Below are 15,532 nucleotides of genomic sequence, written 5' to 3'. Positions count from 1 at the left end.
GTACCCAATGTGTGGAACTTCGGGCCACGGTCCGCAACACCTCCGCAACAGCCTTTTCCTTCCCGGCGGAGGGGCGTTGGCGGTGACATGGACGGCATCCCGATCCCTATGTGGGGGAGTGCCCTGTGTCCGATCCGCAAGCGCCGCTGGTGTCCGTGGTCGTCAGCGCCCGCGGCAACACCCAGCGTGTACGGAACCTCTTGGACGCCCTGGCCCGACAGACGCTGTCGGCCGACCTGTTGGAAGCGGTGGTCGTCGACAACGACCTGCCGGGCCCTGTCCGGCCGGTCGCGGACGCGGTCCGCGACGGTATCTGGCCGTTCCCGGTGCGCGTGCTGTACGAGCCGACTCCGGGGCTGAGTGCGGGCCGCAACCGCGGGATCTGCGCGGCAAGAGGCCGGTACGTCGCCGTCACCGACCCCGACATCACCCCCGAGCCCGGCTGGCTGAGGACGCTGGTCACCGCGATCGAGGAAGAGAAGGTGTTCGCAGTCGGTGGCCGCACCGACGTCCTCTACCCCGGCGGCCAGACGGTCGCGCTGACGAAGGCGTTGCGCGAGTGCCACGGCGCGGTCGACTGGCCGGGCGGCCGGGAGCTCGCGGTGTGGCCGTATTGGGTGACCGGCTGCAACCTGCTCTTCGACCGCCGCACCGCGCTGGACATCGGCCTGTTCCGTACCGATCTCGGACGCCGCGGTCGGTGGATGGGCGACTGCGAGGACCTGGAGTTCATCGACCGGGCCCGCCAGGCCGGTCACCAGACCCTGATCGAACCGGCCGCCGTCGTATCCCATCCCGTCTACCGCCCGGAGACCACCCTCAGGTACTTCGTCCGCCAGGGCGCCGGGCACGGCGTGTGCGTCGCCCGGATGCACCTGAGCGTGACGGTGGAGCCCGCCGCGATCCAGGCCGGCCCCGAAGCCCTGCACGCCACGTTGGTCAACCTGGCTGCCGGGTGGACCTTCCTGGACCGTGCCCGCGCCGTGGAGGCCGCCCGCGACCTCGCCCGGATCGGCGCCTACCACCTCGAACGCGGACGGCTGCGCCTCCTGGGACGCCGCCCCGTCGCCCTTGCCCAGCACACCCCGACCAAGGAGTCCCCAGCATGGACGTGATCACCACCACCGGGCTGTCCACCGCCTCCGCCCTCCTTGGCGTCGAAGTCGTCGAACGCAAGGGAGCTGGCCACCCCGACACCCTCGCCGACGGCACCGCCGAAGCGATCTCCCGCGCCTACAGCCGCTACTGCCTCGAAGAGTTCGGCGCGATCCTGCACCACAACACCGACAAGACGAGCCTCCTGGGCGGGGCCGCCGACGTCAGCTTCGGGCACGGCGAACTCACCGCACCCGTCCAGGTCCTCGTCAACGGCCGCATCACCGCCGCCCTCGGTGACCACGCCATTCCGGTAGCCGACATCGTCACCACCGCAGCCCGCGACCACCTCGCCCAGGCGCTGCCGCTGCTGGACGTGAACCGGTGGGTCGACGTGCGGCCACGGCTGACCCAGGCATCCAGCCCTGGCGCCGTCCACACCTCGGACATCGCCGCCGCGCGCGAGGCGTCCCGGCAGAGGTGGTTCGCCCCGCGCAGCCTGGACGATCTCGCCGAACGCCACCGTATGTTCTCCAACGACAGCAGCGCCGGCGTCGCCTACTGGCCGCTCGGGACCGGCGAGCAGCTTGCCCTCGGCGTCGAATCCCACCTCACCAGCGAGGCGTTTCGCACCGAACACCCCTACTACGGCACGGACATCAAGCTCATGATCGTGCGGCACGGCGCGCGTGTGCAGCTGACCGCGTGCGTCCCGCAGATCGCCCGCGAGACGGCCGACCTGGACACCTACATCGCCCGCCGCACCCGCGCCCGCGACCTGATCACCGAACTCGCCACGTCAATCGCGCCCGAGCACCACGTGACGGTCTCGGTCAACACCCGCGACGACGACACCCGCCCCGAGCTGTACCTGACGGCGACCGGCTCCAGCATCGAGTCCGGTGACGAAGGCGTCGTCGGCCGCGGCAACCGCGCCAACGGACTGATCAGCATGCTGCGGCCCTGGTCCGCCGAAGGCGTCTCCGGGAAGAACCCCGTCTACCACGTCGGAAAGCTCTACAACCTGGCCGCCGCCGAAGCCGCCCGCCGCCTGCACGAGGAAACCGGGCTGGACTGCGCGGTCGTACTCGTCTCCCAGTCCGGCCGGGACCTGACCGACCCCTGGCAAGCGATCGTGCAGACCTCCGGCCCCCAGCCCGTCGGTGCCGTCTGCGTCCGGCGTGTGATCGCCGACGTCATGGCCGACCTCGGCACGCTGCGCGAGCAACTGCTGGACGGAAAGCTGGCCACGGCATGAACACACCCTCCACCGACGTGGCCGGGCGGTTCGTGCCCTGCCTCAACCCCGCCACCCTCACCGGCCTCCCGCTGCCCGAGTTCCTCGCCCTGGCCGCCGGCGCCGGATTCCCCACCGTCGAAGTGTCCGTCCAGCAGGCCCAGGCCCACGGCCTCGCCCGGTTACGCGACCTGCTCCAGGAGCTCGGAGTGCGGGTGGCCGCCGCGAGCGGCATCCTGCCCGCCGGGCCCATCCTGCCCGCCCCGCTGCTGGTCGACCCGGACACCTACCGTGCCTGCCTGGACGGGCTGAACGGCCGTCTGGAGGCCATGGCCACGCTGGGCTGCACCGTCGCCACGACCGTCCTCAACCCCCGCTCCCCCCTCACCACCACCCGGGCGCGGGCTCTCGCCCGGGAACGGATCGTCCAACTCGCCACTGCCGCCGCAGCGCACGGAGTACGGCTCGCCGTCGAAGCCGTCAGCATCCGCACCGGGCTTCCGCCCGGACTGGACGGCCCTCACCCGGTCGTCGACAGCCTGCCCCAGCTCGCCGAACTGCTTCACGACACCGGCACGGGTCACGCGGGCGTACTGGTCGACTCCTTCCACTGGGCAGCCGCCGGAGCCGACCCTGCCCACATCACCGGCCTCGCCCCAGGCGCCATCGCGCACGTGCAGATCGCCGACATCCCGGCCGGCCACACCGCGAGCGTCACCGACGCACAGCGCCTGTTCCCCGGCGACGGAGCTCTGCCCTGGCCGGCCTTCACCGACGCCCTGACCCGGACCGGGTACGACGGCACGGTGTCGGTAGAGCTGTTCAACCCCGCCCTGCGGGCGCTGCCCGCAGGCGAGATCGCCCGCCTGTCCCACCACGCGGCCACCCGCTGCTTCACCCCTGCGGAGGCATCCCGATGACCCCCACCCCCACCCCGAGCCCCGCCGTACGGCCGTGGCGGCTCGCGGTCGCCGGATGCGGCGCCGCAGCCTTCGGCCTCCACCTCCCGCTCCTGACCGCCTCCACCGCGTTCGACGTGATGGCCGTCGCCGACCGCGACCCCGCACGCGCCCGCACCGCGCAACAGCAGTTCGCCGTGCCCCGCACCGCGACCCGGACCGGAGACCTGCTCACCGACACCGACGTGCTGGTCATCCTCACCGGCGTACACGAGGACCTCATCGAGGAAGCCCTGGACGCCGGCGTCCACGTCGTCACCGAGAAACCCGTCTGCCTGGACGCCGTACGCACCCGCAAGCTCACAGCCCGGGCCAAGGACGCAGGTCTGCTCCTGGAGGTCGGCGCGATGCGCGCCCACGACCCCGCGCTGCACGCGGCCCTCGCCCACGTACCCGAACCGACTGGCGGCTGGCTGGTGAAGGCCGACGGCGTCGACGAAGCCGCCCGCCGCCGTCTGCTCCCGGCCGGCTTCACCCCGTACACCTTCGACCAGGACTCGCCCCAGCCCGTTCCCGACCACCTCGCCCCGCACCAGGCGACGGCGCTGCAGATCCTGCTGTGGCAGGGCTACCACCTGCTGACCGCGCTGGTCCTGGCCGTCCCCGGCACCACCGCCACCGCATGTCACCTCGACCCGGACGGGCAGTCCGTCCACGCCTTCCTGCACGGCCCGGGCGGACAGCCGTTCACCCTGGTCATCTCCGCGACCCCGGCCGGAGTCTTCCGCGAACAGATCCACCTCAACGACACCCACGCGGCCGCCACCGTCGACTTCGCCCGCCCCTACGAACCGGCCGCCACCACCTGGCTCACCACCGCCGACGGCACCACGAGCGGCTTCGGCGACCCGTTCGCCGCCATGTGGGCGTCCATCAACGCCCGCCTGTCCGGCCAGTACCCCGCCGACCTGCCGACCAGCGCCGACCTCGCCCTGCGCGTCGAAGACCTCGCCCTCGCCCTGGCCGGCCTCACCCGCACACGGAAGGACACCCGATCGTGAACGCCCCCGTACTGGTCCTGGACGGCCCGCCCGGAGCGGGCAAGACCTCCCTGCTCGCCCGCATAGTGTGCGCCCTGGCCGACGACACCCTCTGGTTCACCGAGCCCAACGCCCGCCTCTCCGCAGGCCTCGCCGCACCGGTGCACCCCAGCCCGGCCGGACACACCCTCTGGTTCCTCCGCCACGAACTCGACAAGGCCCGCGCCATGCGACGCCTCGCCGCCGACCCCGACACACGCCTGCTCATCTCCGACCGCAATCACCTCGGAGCCCTCGCCTACTGCTACGCCACCCGCGCGGACGACTCCCTGCCCTACCGCACGGCCCGCGACTTCTACGCCCGCCGTATCGCCCCCGAGCTCCCGGACACGGTCCTCACCGCGATCCTCCTGGTCAGCCCCGGCCAGAGCCTGACCCGCCGCGGCAACACCGCCGAACTCCCGCGCTGGAAGCAGTGGTTCGACGAAGGCCTCCTGCAACGGCTGCACACCTTCTACACCGACATCGCGCCCTCGCTGTGCCCCACCCCGCCGACGGTCATCGACACCGACGGCGCCACCCCGGAGACGGTGCTCGCCCAGGTCGCCGGAATGCTCGCGGACGCCGGCCTCGATCAGACCGTGCGACGGCTGACCTCCGCCACCGCCCGCGCCCCGAGGCCGCCGCTGGATCCGCAGTTCGCCGACACCTACACCCGGCTCGGAGGGCTGGAGGCCTTCGGCCACCCCTTCACCCCGCCGGTTCCGCACCGTGGCGGCACCGTGCAGCTGTGCCAGCTCGGTGCCCTCCACCGCGACCCGGCCGGGCACACCCGTCTGTGGAACCCGCTCGCCGCTCCCGTACGGAGGGCTGCCTGATGAGCCGGACCAGCCCGTGCGTCGTCGGCATCAACCTTGGTCACGACGGTGGTGCCGCGCTGATCACCGGCACCGTGATGGTCGCCATCGGCGAGGAACGCCTCAACCGCACCCGCTACAGCCCCGGCTGGGAAGCGTCCCTCCTGTATTGCCTGCGCGCGGCCGGTCTCACGCTCGCCGACGTCGACCTGGTCGCCGTCAGCGGCATCGGCCGCACCCCGCCGACCCGTGCCGAGACCGGCCTCATGCACTTGGGTATCGACCGGAGCCGGATCGTGCCGGTCGACCACCACCTCAGCCACGCCTACACCGCCTACTGCCTCAGCCCGTACGACACGGCGACCGTGCTGGTCGTCGACGGCGGCGGCAACAACAACGACACCGAGACCTACTACCGGGCCACCCCCGACGGCATCGAGCGACTGGGCTCCAACCAGCCCACCCGGCCCCGCGCGGCCGGGATCGGCGCGACCTACGAGGCGTTCACCAACTGGTTCGGCTGGCACGAGCAGGAAGCCGGCAAGACCATGGCGCTCGCCTCGTACGGCGAGCCCGACCCTCACCTCGCCCCGCTCTTCGACGTCGTCGACACCTGCGTCCACGGACGGCTCACCCGTACCCACGCACCCGGCATCGCCGACCTCGCGGACCGGACCGGCTTCGACTTCGGCCCGTACACCAGCCTCGGTGACCACCCCCTCGCCGCCAACGCCGCCGCCTACGTCCAGCGCGAGACCGAACGCGCCCTGTGCACCCTCGCGGAACAGACGATCGCCGCGACCGGCCTGGGCAACCTGTGCTTCGCCGGGGGCGTCGCCCTCAACTGTGTCGCCGCCGACAAACTCCGCCGCCTGGACACGGTCACCGGCTACTTCGCCCCGCCCGCCGCCTCCGACCGCGGACAGGCCCTCGGCTGCGCCCTCTACGCCTTCCACCGCCTCACCGGCGACCTCCCCAAACGGCCCCTGACCAGCGACTGCTTCGGCTGCGACTACACCGACACGGAGATCGAGCAGGCCCTGCACCGCGACCCCCGATCCGGCCTGGTCGAACGCCACCGCACACCCTTCACCTGGCGGCGCGAGAGCGACATCGCCCACACCGCCGCCCAGATGATCGCCGACGGGAAGATCATCGGTTGGTTCCAGGGCGGCAGTGAACTCGGACCCCGCGCCCTGGGTGCCCGCAGCATCCTCGCCGACCCCCGAACCCGCGACAGCGCCGACGCCCTCAACCACCGGATCAAGCACCGCGAGCCGTTCAGGCCCTTCGCACCGGCCGTCCTCGCCGACCACGCCAGCGCTTGGTTCGACCTCGAGGTCCCCAGCCCGTTCATGCTGCTCGCCCCGCCCGTACGGCCCGGCCACGCCGACAAGATCGCCGCAGTCGTCCACGTCGACGGCACCGCCCGCGTCCAGACCGTCGACCCGGCCACCGCGCCCGCGTACGGGGCCCTGATCGAGCACTTCCACCAGCTCACCGGGGTGCCCATCGTCCTGAACACGTCCTTCAACGACCGCGAACCCATCGTCGAAACCCCAGCCCACGCCCTCGCCACCCTCCAGGCCTGCGACCTGGACGCGGCGTGCATCGGCCCATACCTGGTCGAACGGTCCTGACCTTCTTCCGGACGCTGCCACACTGGAAGGCATGACGACCTCCACACCGCCGTTGAGGGAAGCCGCCCGCGCCATTGTCATGGACGCAGCCGACCGCGTCCTGCTGCTGCGCTACGACGAGAACGGCGGCTTCTGGGCGACGCCCGGCGGCTCCCTGGAGCCGGGGGAGGACCACGCCACGGCAACCCTCCGTGAGCTGGGTGAAGAACTCGGTGTCGAAAAGACGGCCATCGAGCTCGGGCCCCAGCTCGCGGAGCGCACCAAGGACCACCTGGTCGGCGGGCGCGAAGTCCGGCAGGTAGAGCGGTACTTCCTCACCCGGGTCTCCACTACCGACATCGACCCGGCCCGTGCGACGCAGCCCGACAACATCCGCGAGCACCGCTGGTGGACCCTGGCCGAACTGCGCGCCGCCCGGGAGACGGTCTACCCGGCAGGCCTCGCCGACCTGGTCGCGGCCGTTGCCGCAGGACACACGCCGCCGCAGCCGGTGGTCCTGGCGGGCTGACAGCACGACCATCGGCTCTCTTTCCGGCCGTGGCGTCCGCCGCGTCCTGGGGCGGGTAGATCCTCGGGATGGCGAAGAAGAAGACGAAGAGGACGACGGCCAGAAGGACGCCGGCGGCTGGTTCCTTAACGGGGCCGGTCCGGCTGACGCGTCGGCAGTTGCTGGACGGTGTACCGGGGCCCGACGGTGTGCGGATCGGCCTCGCGAGGCCGCGGGAAGCCGCCGTGGTGAACACGCTGCTGAAGGAGGCCGCCGACGATCTGGAGACCGGCCACCTTGAAGCCCTCGCTCGCGGGGAGTGCGGGACGTGGCTGGTGGACGCCCTCGCGGGCACCGATCCCGGGGAACGGCTCGTACGAGCGGCGGCAGCCGGGGAACTCCAGCGGGCGGCGGGCGAGCTGTCCCTGCCGCTGGTCGCGCGGGACGGCGACGGCCGGATCGTCGGTGCGCTGCTGGGCGTCCCTTCGGGCACGGTCATCTCCGGGCTCGCCCGGATGCCGGTCGCCAAGCAGCAGATCCTGATGTCGATGCTGGTGTACGCGAAGATCAAAGCGGTCGCCGTGTCCGAGGACGTCCGCGGTCGTGGAATCGGGGCCGCCTTGATCGCACGGTGCGTGCAGGTGTACTGGCAGCTGGACTACACGCTGCTGTTCGGCGAGTTCGACACGACGCGTCCCTTGGGGCCCTACTACGCGCGGCAGGGCTTCAGTGTCCTGCGGCCCGGGCAGGGCATCGACGTCGGCACTCTGCTCACCGGTGTCCCGCTTCATCTCGGTGCCGGACCGGGCCTGACCTTTTTCCACCAGTGGCGGACCCAGGACACATAAGAGGACGTTCCGGTTAAAAACCGTATGGTTCATGGGTTGTGCCAGGTTATGGGTGTTTCTCCGGTTGCTCGTTTCGCAAGGTTCGAGATCATCGCGAGGCGGATCATGCTCTCGGAATGCGCAGGTTTGGTCTCGTAGTCGCGGGCGAGGCGGCGGTGCATCATGATCCACCCGAAACTTCGCTCCACGACCCAGCGCCTGGGGATCACCGAGAAGCCTTTGACCTGCTCGTTTCGTGGGACTACGTCGACATCAATGCCGAGGGCGGCGCCGTGCTCGATGGCCTTGGTCTTGTAGCCGGTGTCGACCCATGCCTTGGTGATCGTGGGGTGGTCTGTGGCGAGTTGGGTGAGGAGTTGCTTGCCGGCCTCGTTGTCGGAGACGCTGGCGGCGGTCACGATGACCAGCAGTAACAGGCCGAGCGTGTCGACGACGATGCTGCGCTTGCGGCCCACGATCTTCTTCCCTGCATCCGTGCCCTGAGTGTCGGAGGGGACGCTGGTCGCGGTCTTGACGCTCTGCGCATCGATCACGCACGCGGTGGGCTCCGCGGTGCGTCCTGCCTGCTCACGGACCATCCGGTGCAGGTGGACGCCGAGTTTCTCGATGGTGCCGTCGGCGGTCCAGGCGCTGAAGTAGCCGAACACCGTGGTGTGCGGCGGGAAATCGTGCGGCAGATAGCGCCACGGGACGCCGGTCCGGTTGAGGAAGAGGATCGCGTTCATGACTTCCCGCAGGTCAGTGACCTTGCCGCCGAGGTTGAGGGAGGTCTTCTGCCGCTCGGCCCGCCAGGCCGTCAAGGTCGGCTCCATCAACTCCCAGCGGGCATCGGAGAGATCACTCAGGTACGGCAGGCGCGGCTGCGAAGAAGTCATGGGGATACTCATGCATGGGGTCCCGGACCGGGCATATCGCTCGATCGAGCGAGCCAAAAGCCGCTTTCAGTAGGTTCCTCGAACCGGACAGGAGCTATCAGCTGAAACCGGGCTGAAACGCAAAGTCACGCCCGCTGAAGCTGTAACCGCAAATCACTTGTTCTGCCTGGATAAGGCCAAACCCGGCACGACACAACCACCTCAAACCATCACGTAAGTACCACGAACGTCCTCTTAGGTCTCGGATCACCTGCCTCTGGCGATGTCTTCGTCCGGTTCTCGGTCCGCGTCCGAGGTGGAGTCGTCTTCGGTGTCCCAGGGGTTGTCGTGGAGTAGGTCGGGGTCCGGTTCCCAGTTTGCGTAGAAGTCCTCCGGAGGGTCCTCAAGGACGACTTCGTCATTAAAGTCGCCTCCTAGCTCCCAGAACTCCTCGTTCTCGAGGTCCAGGTCGCATGCGGAGCAGACGAAGATGTAGGGCGCGAAGACGACGACGGACATGTCCGTCTCGTCGATGTGGGTGGTGCCCATGAGCCAGCCCTTTGAGCCGCAGGCAGGGCACGGCTTGTGCTCGCTGTGCTCCATGTAGGTGTTCGAGTGCTGTGTGACCGTGGCCAGCACGATCTCCCGATCCTTCGACGCCAAATGCCTGTACCGCTGTTCGAAGACGACTCGTGCCTGGGCAAGTTTGCCTTCAAGGCGAATCCGGGCCTCGCGGACACGTTCCTCGATCAGCTCGTCGTGCAGAGGCAGATAGCTGCCCCAGTAGGAGTGCGGATCGATTTTCAGCTCGGTGAGCAACGGATCGATCAGGCGAAGACATGTGGTGAAAACGGTCTGGACCTCGGCAATGTCATGGAGGCCGCTGTGGGCGACGCCATTGCGGGCGCTCGCCACCGGCGCGAGGGTCCGCTGGTCGATCGGGATCTGCTTGCGGAGGATCTTGTGTACTCGTGCATGGGCTTCCACCAGCCCGATGGTCTTGGCTCGGCTCACAGGGACAGATGCGTGCATGCCGTGGCCCGTGGCGTGGAGGAGTGAGTCGAAGTCCCGGGCTTCCACTATGAGGGCCGGGTGCAGGGCCGAGAGGTAGGCCTTGAGGAGATGCTCGGCAGCGATCCCGGCGTGGTGAACCGCGAAGTCGTATGACTCGGGGCCCTGGGAGAATGCCACGAGTGCCGCGGTCATCCACTTCTGTGACGAGGCTTTGAGCTGGTCGACATGCATGCGATGGACCATAAGCCCGCCCGGCACCGGGTCGGACGCGGTTTTCGTTGTCCGGCCCGCTCAGCCAGCGCTGGACCGCCGCCCGCGCCAAGAAGGCCGGGCACGTCGTGCTCAACTCCGTCGTCTTCCGCTCCAGCGAGGAAGACGTCACCACCGCCGGTACCTGGATCGAGATGTTCACCGGCTTCAGCCAGTCCTCCTCGCGCTGGTCGCACCGGCGGCACGCGGCCGGATCAAACGCTGACGACCTGGGACAGGGAAGCTGATCGCATCGGTGCCGATGTCGCCCGGAACCAATTGTCAGACCCTGATGGCAGAGTGGAAGGCGTGACAACCATCTCCATCCACTTGCTGGGTGACACCCGAGAATTTCAGGCCGAAGAGCTGCCGCCGGTGACGTCCGCGCATACTGGGCGCCAGCTGCGCCGCGTTGCCCTTGAGTTTCGCGTGCCCAGCAAGCGGCAAGACGAACTGGACGCTGAACTGAAGGCGGCTGCGGAGAAGGACGGCCGCCCCCTGCGCGGAACCGATGTGAACTGGTCGGTCTCCAATACCCGCTACTCCTACACCGTCGGGGCGCAGCCGGACGTGGCCACGTACAGCCTCGAGCTACAGGAAGCTGAGGACCTCCGTGCTTCGGCAGTGGAGATCGGTGGACTTGCTCTGGTCCCAGGTGCCTACCGGGAGTGGATCGACGGCGAAGGGGACTATCTGGTACTGACCTTCGTCACGGAGACTGCCGGAGAAGCGAATCAGCAACTGGAGGAGTTGGTCATTGCTCGTGGCGAGACGTACTACGACGTCATTCGCCGAGGAGTCAGCGACACTCCCGTACGCATGCGTTTCGGCCGCACGCTGTGGCAGGAGACTGAAGCTGGGAGCATCCGGCATAACCTGTCGCTGGTAGCGGACGAAGGCCGCGAGACGAGTAAGCCGGGTCCATTCGCTCTCCTCAACGAGCCGCAGCTCAGCCGCACAACGGAGGCAGCCGTAGCGAACGCCCAGGCCTTGGCGGTGCTCGTAGACGAACTCCAGGCCCAGGGCGTGCTGTCGAGCGAGGCCGCGGACAAAATCCGAGCGGCCGCTCTCCCACACAAGATCACCAAACAGGAAGCTCGCCAGTTCACCCGCGCCTATGACCTCGACATGTACGGGGACTGATCGCGTCTGTACGAACCCAGCGCCTGCCCCGGGTCCATCCCCGGTGCGGGCGCCGTCGTTGCCCTGTCACTCAGCTGCCCAGTCGAGTCCGAGGGCGGCCAGCGCGGCGAGCTTGTCGGTCCCAAGCTTCCCGCGCCTCGACTTCGTGTTCGACAGGAACACCCCCAGCTTCACAGCGTGTCCCTGCCCGTCGACCACGATCGTCTCTGTGTGCCCTCGCGGGACCTTCACGGAGCCGGTGCGGGTCCTGTACTGCGCGAGGGCCGCCACGCCCTTCTCGAAGGCGCTCACGGTCGCCGTGGACGGCTCTGCGGGCTCTTCCGGCTCCGGGGCCGGCGGCATGATGCCGAGCTGCTCCAGGCGCTCGCGCTGCCCGTCGTGAAGGGCCTCCCAGACTTTCGGCGTCCGCTGCCGGGCGAGCCATTTCCCGATGTCCATGCCGTGGACCGTGAACCCGGGCAGAACCTCCGCCTGGCCCTCTTCGTCGGCCACCAGCTCGCGCAGCGCGGCGTAGTGCCTCTGCCACTCCGCCGGCCACGAAGGGTTCCAGTCCTCGTCCACGGCCTCCAGCGCCGTCTTCCACTCGGGGTGCCCGTCCAGCGCACCCGGGCGGCGCAAGTTGCTCAACCACTGTCCTACCGGCCTGTTCAGGGCCACGGCGGGCCTCGGACTGCAGAGGGTCCAATGGTCTTCGTAGTACGCCTTCGCGGCCTCCAGATTCTCCTGGAAGCGCTCATCCGCCACCGACCACACCATGCCGAGCCGCTCCAGCCGCTGCGCGCGCTGCCCGCTCATCTCCCCGGCCCCGTACGCCCGTCGCTGCTCCGCCACCCACTGCCCGAGAGGTGTCGCGCCCTCTCGGTATCCGTAGGGCACCCTCGCGTTCCCAGTCCGCTCGACGTATGTCTTCAGCTTCGCCCAGCCGCGAGCCCAGTCCTGACGTTCGGTGTCGATGACGTTGAAGCTGACCCAGTCTGCGACCATCACCGTGCGATGTGCCGGTTTGATGTCAGTGGGTGGGTGTCAGTGACGGCATGTCAGGTCGGGATGTTCTTGCTGGTCGGGCGTTTGTGAAGGACAGCGTCGCTGTCATGGGGCGGTATTTGTAGTGGGCGCTGCTGTCGTGGGGCGGTACACCTCGCTCCGCGCCGCTGTCATGGGAACGGCACTTCTGATCCTCTGTGGGCTGGTTGGTGGCACGGTGGTCGGCGTCGGGTTTGTGCGTCGGAAGGGTGTGGGGTGGGGGAGCCGGGCGCGTGGGGTGAGGTGACGGCGGGGTTGAGGGTGTCCAGGCCGGTGCTGGTGGGGCGGCTGCTGGAGCTCGATGCGGCCGGGGTGTTGACCGCGGCGCATGTGCGGGCGGGCGCGCAGGTCGGTGGGGTGGCTGTGCGGACGGTGTGGCGGTGGCTGGATGCGGCGCGGACGGAGGGCCGTGTGGAGCGCAGGCCGCGGGCCCGGCTGGAGTTGTCCGAGCAGGCGTGGGAGGTGCTGGCGAAGGCGGGTGGGAACGTGTCGGTGCTGCACCGGCATTTGAAGGATGCCGGTGGAGAGGTGCCGTCGCTGGCGTCGCTGTACCGGGTGGTGCGCCGGGACCTGGAGGCCGGCAGGGTCTTGCCGGACCGTGTGGTGGTGCGGCGGGAGCGGGAAGAGCAGCGGACACGGCAGGCGCTGGCTGACCTCGCGCTGGCGGGGCCGCGTGAGGGCGGCGCGGCGAAGACGGTTGTGCGCCGGCTGCCGCGCCCTGTGCCGGCGGCGTCCGCGGTCCTGCCGTCGGTGGAGAGCGGTGCGGTGGCGGGTGTGGTGTTGCCGGCGGGAGCGCGGTTGGTGGGGACGTCGTCGGTGCGGGCGGTGGCCGAGGCGGTCGGGCAGGCGATGGCGGCGGAGGGCGCGGTGTGTGTGTTCGGCGACCCGGGCCGGGGCAAGACCGCGGCCGTGCGGATGGCGCTCCACGAGGTCCCGCCGGGCTGGAGAGTGACGTGGGTGCCGGTGCCGGTGCGCCCGTCGGTTGCCGGCATGAGGCGGGCGGTGTTCGACGCACTGGGGCTGCCGGGCCGTTTCCCGCACACGTCGGCGCTGGCCGACGCCGCGGTCGCGGGGGCTCTGGGGGAAGCGCGGGTGCTGGTGGTCGATGAGGCGCAGCGCCTGCCCGTGCCGTGTCTGGAGTACCTGCAGAGCCTGTGGGACCACCCCGGCACACGGATCACGCTGGTGCTGTGCGGGGCGGGCAGCGAGCGGGCGCTGGCCCGGCTGTCGCAGCTGGCATCAAGGGTCGGCGCGTGGCAGGAGGTTCCGCGCCTGGCCGCAGCGGAGGTCGCGGCCGTGGTGACCGGCTTCCATCCGCTGTGGCGCACCGTCCCGGCCCCGGATCTGGCGTGGATCGACCCGTCGTGCGCCCACGGCACGTTCCGCATGTGGGCCGCTCTGACTGCCCACCTGCAGAACGCGCTGCTCACCACCGCTGACGCAGCCGTCGACCGGGCTTTGTTGAGGCGGCTGTTCAGGAGGGTCGCGCCGCCGCTGTGAACCAGGCGCTCCGGCAGGAGGCGGAAGGGCGATCGCATACGCCCGGTACCCGGCACGTTCACGACGGCCCATCACGTGAGGGGAACTGACATGGAGGACGGTGACGCCGTCCGCGCACCCGGCGGGTTGCCCGCGGCGTCGAGGACGGCACTGCGCGGTCCGGCGGTGCGGCGGCTGCTCGTTCTGCGGGCGGGGAAGAAGCTGACAGCCAGTCATGTACGGGTGGCTGCGGACGCGTTGGGGGTGGCGGAGCGCACGGTGTGGCGGTGGCTGGCCGCGGCTGAGAGCGATGAGGCCGCGGCCGCCAGCCCGGGTGCCCGGTCCCGGGCCGGTGCGACGTTCACGGTCACGTCTGAAGTCCGTGGGCTGTTGGCACTGTGGAAGGGGAACGTGCGGGCCGTCCATCGCGAACTGGTCCTGCGTGCCGCTCGGGAGTCTCCGCCTGGGGACGCACCGTCGCTGACGACGCTGCACCGGGCGATCCGCCGGGATCTGACGGCGGGGGAGCGGGCCGGGCTTGTGGGAGGGGAGCGGGCGGCGCGCAAGCACGATGTGTTCCTGGCCCGGCCGCGGGGCTGGCGCAACCAGGTGTGGGAGACCGACCACATGCAGGCCCCGGTGCTGGTCGACGTCGACGGCACCGCCCGCAGGCCGTGGATCACGTGGTTCACCGACTGCGCCACCAACGCGATCACGGGTGTCGCGGTCACGCCGGGGGATCCGTCGCGGGAGTCGGTGCTGTCCGCGCTGCGTTCCGCGGTCCTGCGCGAGGACCCCTACGGCCCGTTCGGCGGCCTGCCGGAGAAGGTACGGGTGGACCGCGGCAAGGACTTCCTGTCCCGGACGGTGACGGCCGCGTTCGATCTCCTGGACGTGACGGTGGAGGACCTGCCCGCCTACACCCCCCACCTCAAGGGCACCGTGGAGGGATTGAACCGGGCGGTGGAGAGCATGTTCCTGACCGCGCTGCCCGGCTACGCCCGCCAGCCGCGCCCCGGTAAACGGGCTTCCCGTCCGAAGGACGAAGTGCTGCTCGGTTTCGAGGACTTCACCGCCCGGCTGCTGGCCTGGACTTCGTGGTGGAACACCGAGCACAGCCCGGCGCCGTTGCGGGGCCGGACTCCGCTTGAGGCGTGGCAGGACGATCCGACCCCGCTGCGGGACGTGCCGGTCGCGGATCTGTGGACCTTCACCCTGGAGGACGCCGGCACCCGCACGCTGACCACCCGCGGAGTGCGCTTCAGGAAACGCGACTATGTGGGCCCGTGGATGACCGGTCAGGCCGGGATCCAGGTCCGGGTCCGCTTCATGCCCCACCACGACCACCGCATCGAGGTCTACCACGCGGCCAGCGGCCGCTATCTCGGTTCCGCAGATCTGGCCGACCGGGCCACCGAGGAACAGGTCAGCGCCGTACGGCGGGCACGGGCCGCCCGCACCCGCCGCCTCAAGAAGGACCTGGAGGCTTCCCAGCGCGAGCGCTACGCCGCCGTGAACCAGCCCGCCGCACCTCAGCGGCTCGGTGCGTTGACCGCTGCGCAGGCCGAGGCCGAACTCGCCCAGGCTACCGGTACCGACCTGTCGCAGCTGTCGCTGCCGGACCTCATCCCGCCCGCCGCGCCGCCGGCCGGGTGGCGTACCCTGCT

15 protein-coding genes are annotated in these 15,532 nt (G+C 70.0%); 12 read left to right on the top strand and 3 right to left on the bottom strand.

The genetic code is table 11. The features are described 5' to 3' along the window. Positions 1-125 precede the first annotated feature (125 nt). The 8 genes from QA861_RS24380 to QA861_RS24345 all read left to right on the top strand — a co-directional run bounded on the left by QA861_RS24380 (position 126) and on the right by QA861_RS24345 (position 8,103). The gene (locus QA861_RS24380; protein WP_334590708.1) at positions 126-1,115 is read left to right on the top strand and encodes a glycosyltransferase family 2 protein; all 990 of its coding nucleotides are present in this window, start codon (positions 126-128) and stop codon (positions 1,113-1,115) included. Further along, positions 1,106-2,353 (top strand): methionine adenosyltransferase, encoded by a 1,248-nt coding sequence (locus QA861_RS24375; RefSeq protein ID WP_334590707.1) that lies wholly within the window; start codon positions 1,106-1,108, stop codon positions 2,351-2,353. Before QA861_RS24380 ends, QA861_RS24375 begins: the two co-directional genes overlap by 10 nt. After that, the gene (locus QA861_RS24370; protein WP_334590706.1) at positions 2,350-3,252 is read left to right on the top strand and encodes a sugar phosphate isomerase/epimerase family protein; all 903 of its coding nucleotides are present in this window, start codon (positions 2,350-2,352) and stop codon (positions 3,250-3,252) included. The genes QA861_RS24375 and QA861_RS24370 overlap by 4 nt, the downstream gene beginning before the upstream one ends. Then, positions 3,249-4,292, top strand: coding sequence for a Gfo/Idh/MocA family protein (locus QA861_RS24365; RefSeq protein ID WP_334590705.1), 1,044 nt, complete (start codon positions 3,249-3,251; stop codon positions 4,290-4,292). Before QA861_RS24370 ends, QA861_RS24365 begins: the two co-directional genes overlap by 4 nt. Continuing rightward, the gene (locus QA861_RS24360; RefSeq protein WP_334590704.1) at positions 4,289-5,149 is read left to right on the top strand and encodes an AAA family ATPase; all 861 of its coding nucleotides are present in this window, start codon (positions 4,289-4,291) and stop codon (positions 5,147-5,149) included. Before QA861_RS24365 ends, QA861_RS24360 begins: the two co-directional genes overlap by 4 nt. Further along, entirely contained in the window at positions 5,149-6,768 is a 1,620-nt protein-coding gene (locus QA861_RS24355; RefSeq protein WP_334590702.1) for a carbamoyltransferase family protein, read from the top strand. Before QA861_RS24360 ends, QA861_RS24355 begins: the two co-directional genes overlap by 1 nt. A 31-nt stretch (positions 6,769-6,799) precedes the next feature. Continuing rightward, positions 6,800-7,276: an NUDIX hydrolase gene (locus tag QA861_RS24350; protein ID WP_334590701.1), complete on the top strand. Its 477-nt coding sequence runs from the start codon at positions 6,800-6,802 to the stop codon at positions 7,274-7,276. A 68-nt stretch (positions 7,277-7,344) separates the two neighbouring features. After that, the gene (locus QA861_RS24345) at positions 7,345-8,103 is read left to right on the top strand and encodes a GNAT family N-acetyltransferase (protein WP_334590700.1); all 759 of its coding nucleotides are present in this window, start codon (positions 7,345-7,347) and stop codon (positions 8,101-8,103) included. A 29-nt stretch (positions 8,104-8,132) separates the two neighbouring features. On the opposite strand, the gene QA861_RS24340 is transcribed toward QA861_RS24345, so the two are convergent. Together QA861_RS24340 and QA861_RS24335 are read right to left on the bottom strand one after the other, a co-directional pair. Then, the gene (locus QA861_RS24340) at positions 8,133-8,978 is read right to left on the bottom strand and encodes an IS5 family transposase (RefSeq protein ID WP_334590699.1); all 846 of its coding nucleotides are present in this window, start codon (positions 8,976-8,978) and stop codon (positions 8,133-8,135) included. A 246-nt stretch (positions 8,979-9,224) separates the two neighbouring features. Continuing rightward, a complete protein-coding gene (locus QA861_RS24335) occupies positions 9,225-10,202 on the bottom strand; it encodes a hypothetical protein (protein WP_334590698.1) in 978 nt (325 codons plus the stop codon). 47 nt (positions 10,203-10,249) lie between these two features. Here QA861_RS24335 and QA861_RS24330 point away from each other — a divergent pair, with 47 nt between their 5' ends. Both QA861_RS24330 and QA861_RS24325 read left to right on the top strand, forming a co-directional pair. Further along, positions 10,250-10,468 carry a hypothetical protein gene (locus QA861_RS24330; protein ID WP_334590697.1) on the top strand — a complete coding sequence of 73 codons (219 nt, stop codon included), beginning with the start codon at positions 10,250-10,252 and terminating at the stop codon, positions 10,466-10,468. 61 nt (positions 10,469-10,529) lie between these two features. Beyond that, positions 10,530-11,363 (top strand): hypothetical protein, encoded by an 834-nt coding sequence (locus tag QA861_RS24325; RefSeq protein ID WP_334590696.1) that lies wholly within the window; start codon positions 10,530-10,532, stop codon positions 11,361-11,363. Between the two features lie 66 nt (positions 11,364-11,429). Here the strand turns inward: QA861_RS24325 and QA861_RS24320 are convergent, their stop codons facing one another. After that, entirely contained in the window at positions 11,430-12,347 is a 918-nt protein-coding gene (locus tag QA861_RS24320) for a helicase associated domain-containing protein (protein ID WP_443041573.1), read from the bottom strand. 300 nt (positions 12,348-12,647) lie between these two features. On the opposite strand from QA861_RS24320, the gene QA861_RS24315 reads away from it, so the two are divergent. Together QA861_RS24315 and QA861_RS24310 are read left to right on the top strand one after the other, a co-directional pair. Beyond that, positions 12,648-13,886: an AAA family ATPase gene (locus tag QA861_RS24315; RefSeq protein ID WP_334590695.1), complete on the top strand. Its 1,239-nt coding sequence runs from the start codon at positions 12,648-12,650 to the stop codon at positions 13,884-13,886. A 165-nt stretch (positions 13,887-14,051) separates the two neighbouring features. After that, on the top strand, positions 14,052-15,532 hold a 1,481-nt coding region (locus tag QA861_RS24310; RefSeq protein WP_443041664.1), incomplete at its 3' end, for a TnsB C-terminal domain-containing protein.

Source organism: Streptomyces sp. B21-083 (assembly GCF_036898825.1).
Lineage (GTDB): Bacteria > Actinomycetota > Actinomycetes > Streptomycetales > Streptomycetaceae > Streptomyces.
Note: the sequence above shows the minus strand (reverse complement) of the source record. Positions and strands in the feature narration are given on the sequence as shown.

What these genes read in the sequence shown, in the direction of transcription:
- QA861_RS24350 (WP_334590701.1), top strand. Translation starts at nt 6,800, where the DNA reads ATGACGACCTCCACACCGCCGTTGAGGGAAGCCGCCCGCGCCATTGTC.
- QA861_RS24340 (WP_334590699.1), bottom strand. Translation starts at nt 8,978, where the DNA reads ATGACTTCTTCGCAGCCGCGCCTGCCGTACCTGAGTGATCTCTCCGAT.
- QA861_RS24355 (WP_334590702.1), top strand. Translation starts at nt 5,149, where the DNA reads ATGAGCCGGACCAGCCCGTGCGTCGTCGGCATCAACCTTGGTCACGAC.
- QA861_RS24320 (WP_443041573.1), bottom strand. Translation starts at nt 12,347, where the DNA reads ATGGTCGCAGACTGGGTCAGCTTCAACGTCATCGACACCGAACGTCAG.
- QA861_RS24365 (WP_334590705.1), top strand. Translation starts at nt 3,249, where the DNA reads ATGACCCCCACCCCCACCCCGAGCCCCGCCGTACGGCCGTGGCGGCTC.
- QA861_RS24335 (WP_334590698.1), bottom strand. Translation starts at nt 10,202, where the DNA reads ATGCATGTCGACCAGCTCAAAGCCTCGTCACAGAAGTGGATGACCGCG.
- QA861_RS24345 (WP_334590700.1), top strand. Translation starts at nt 7,345, where the DNA reads ATGGCGAAGAAGAAGACGAAGAGGACGACGGCCAGAAGGACGCCGGCG.
- QA861_RS24375 (WP_334590707.1), top strand. Translation starts at nt 1,106, where the DNA reads ATGGACGTGATCACCACCACCGGGCTGTCCACCGCCTCCGCCCTCCTT.
- QA861_RS24370 (WP_334590706.1), top strand. Translation starts at nt 2,350, where the DNA reads ATGAACACACCCTCCACCGACGTGGCCGGGCGGTTCGTGCCCTGCCTC.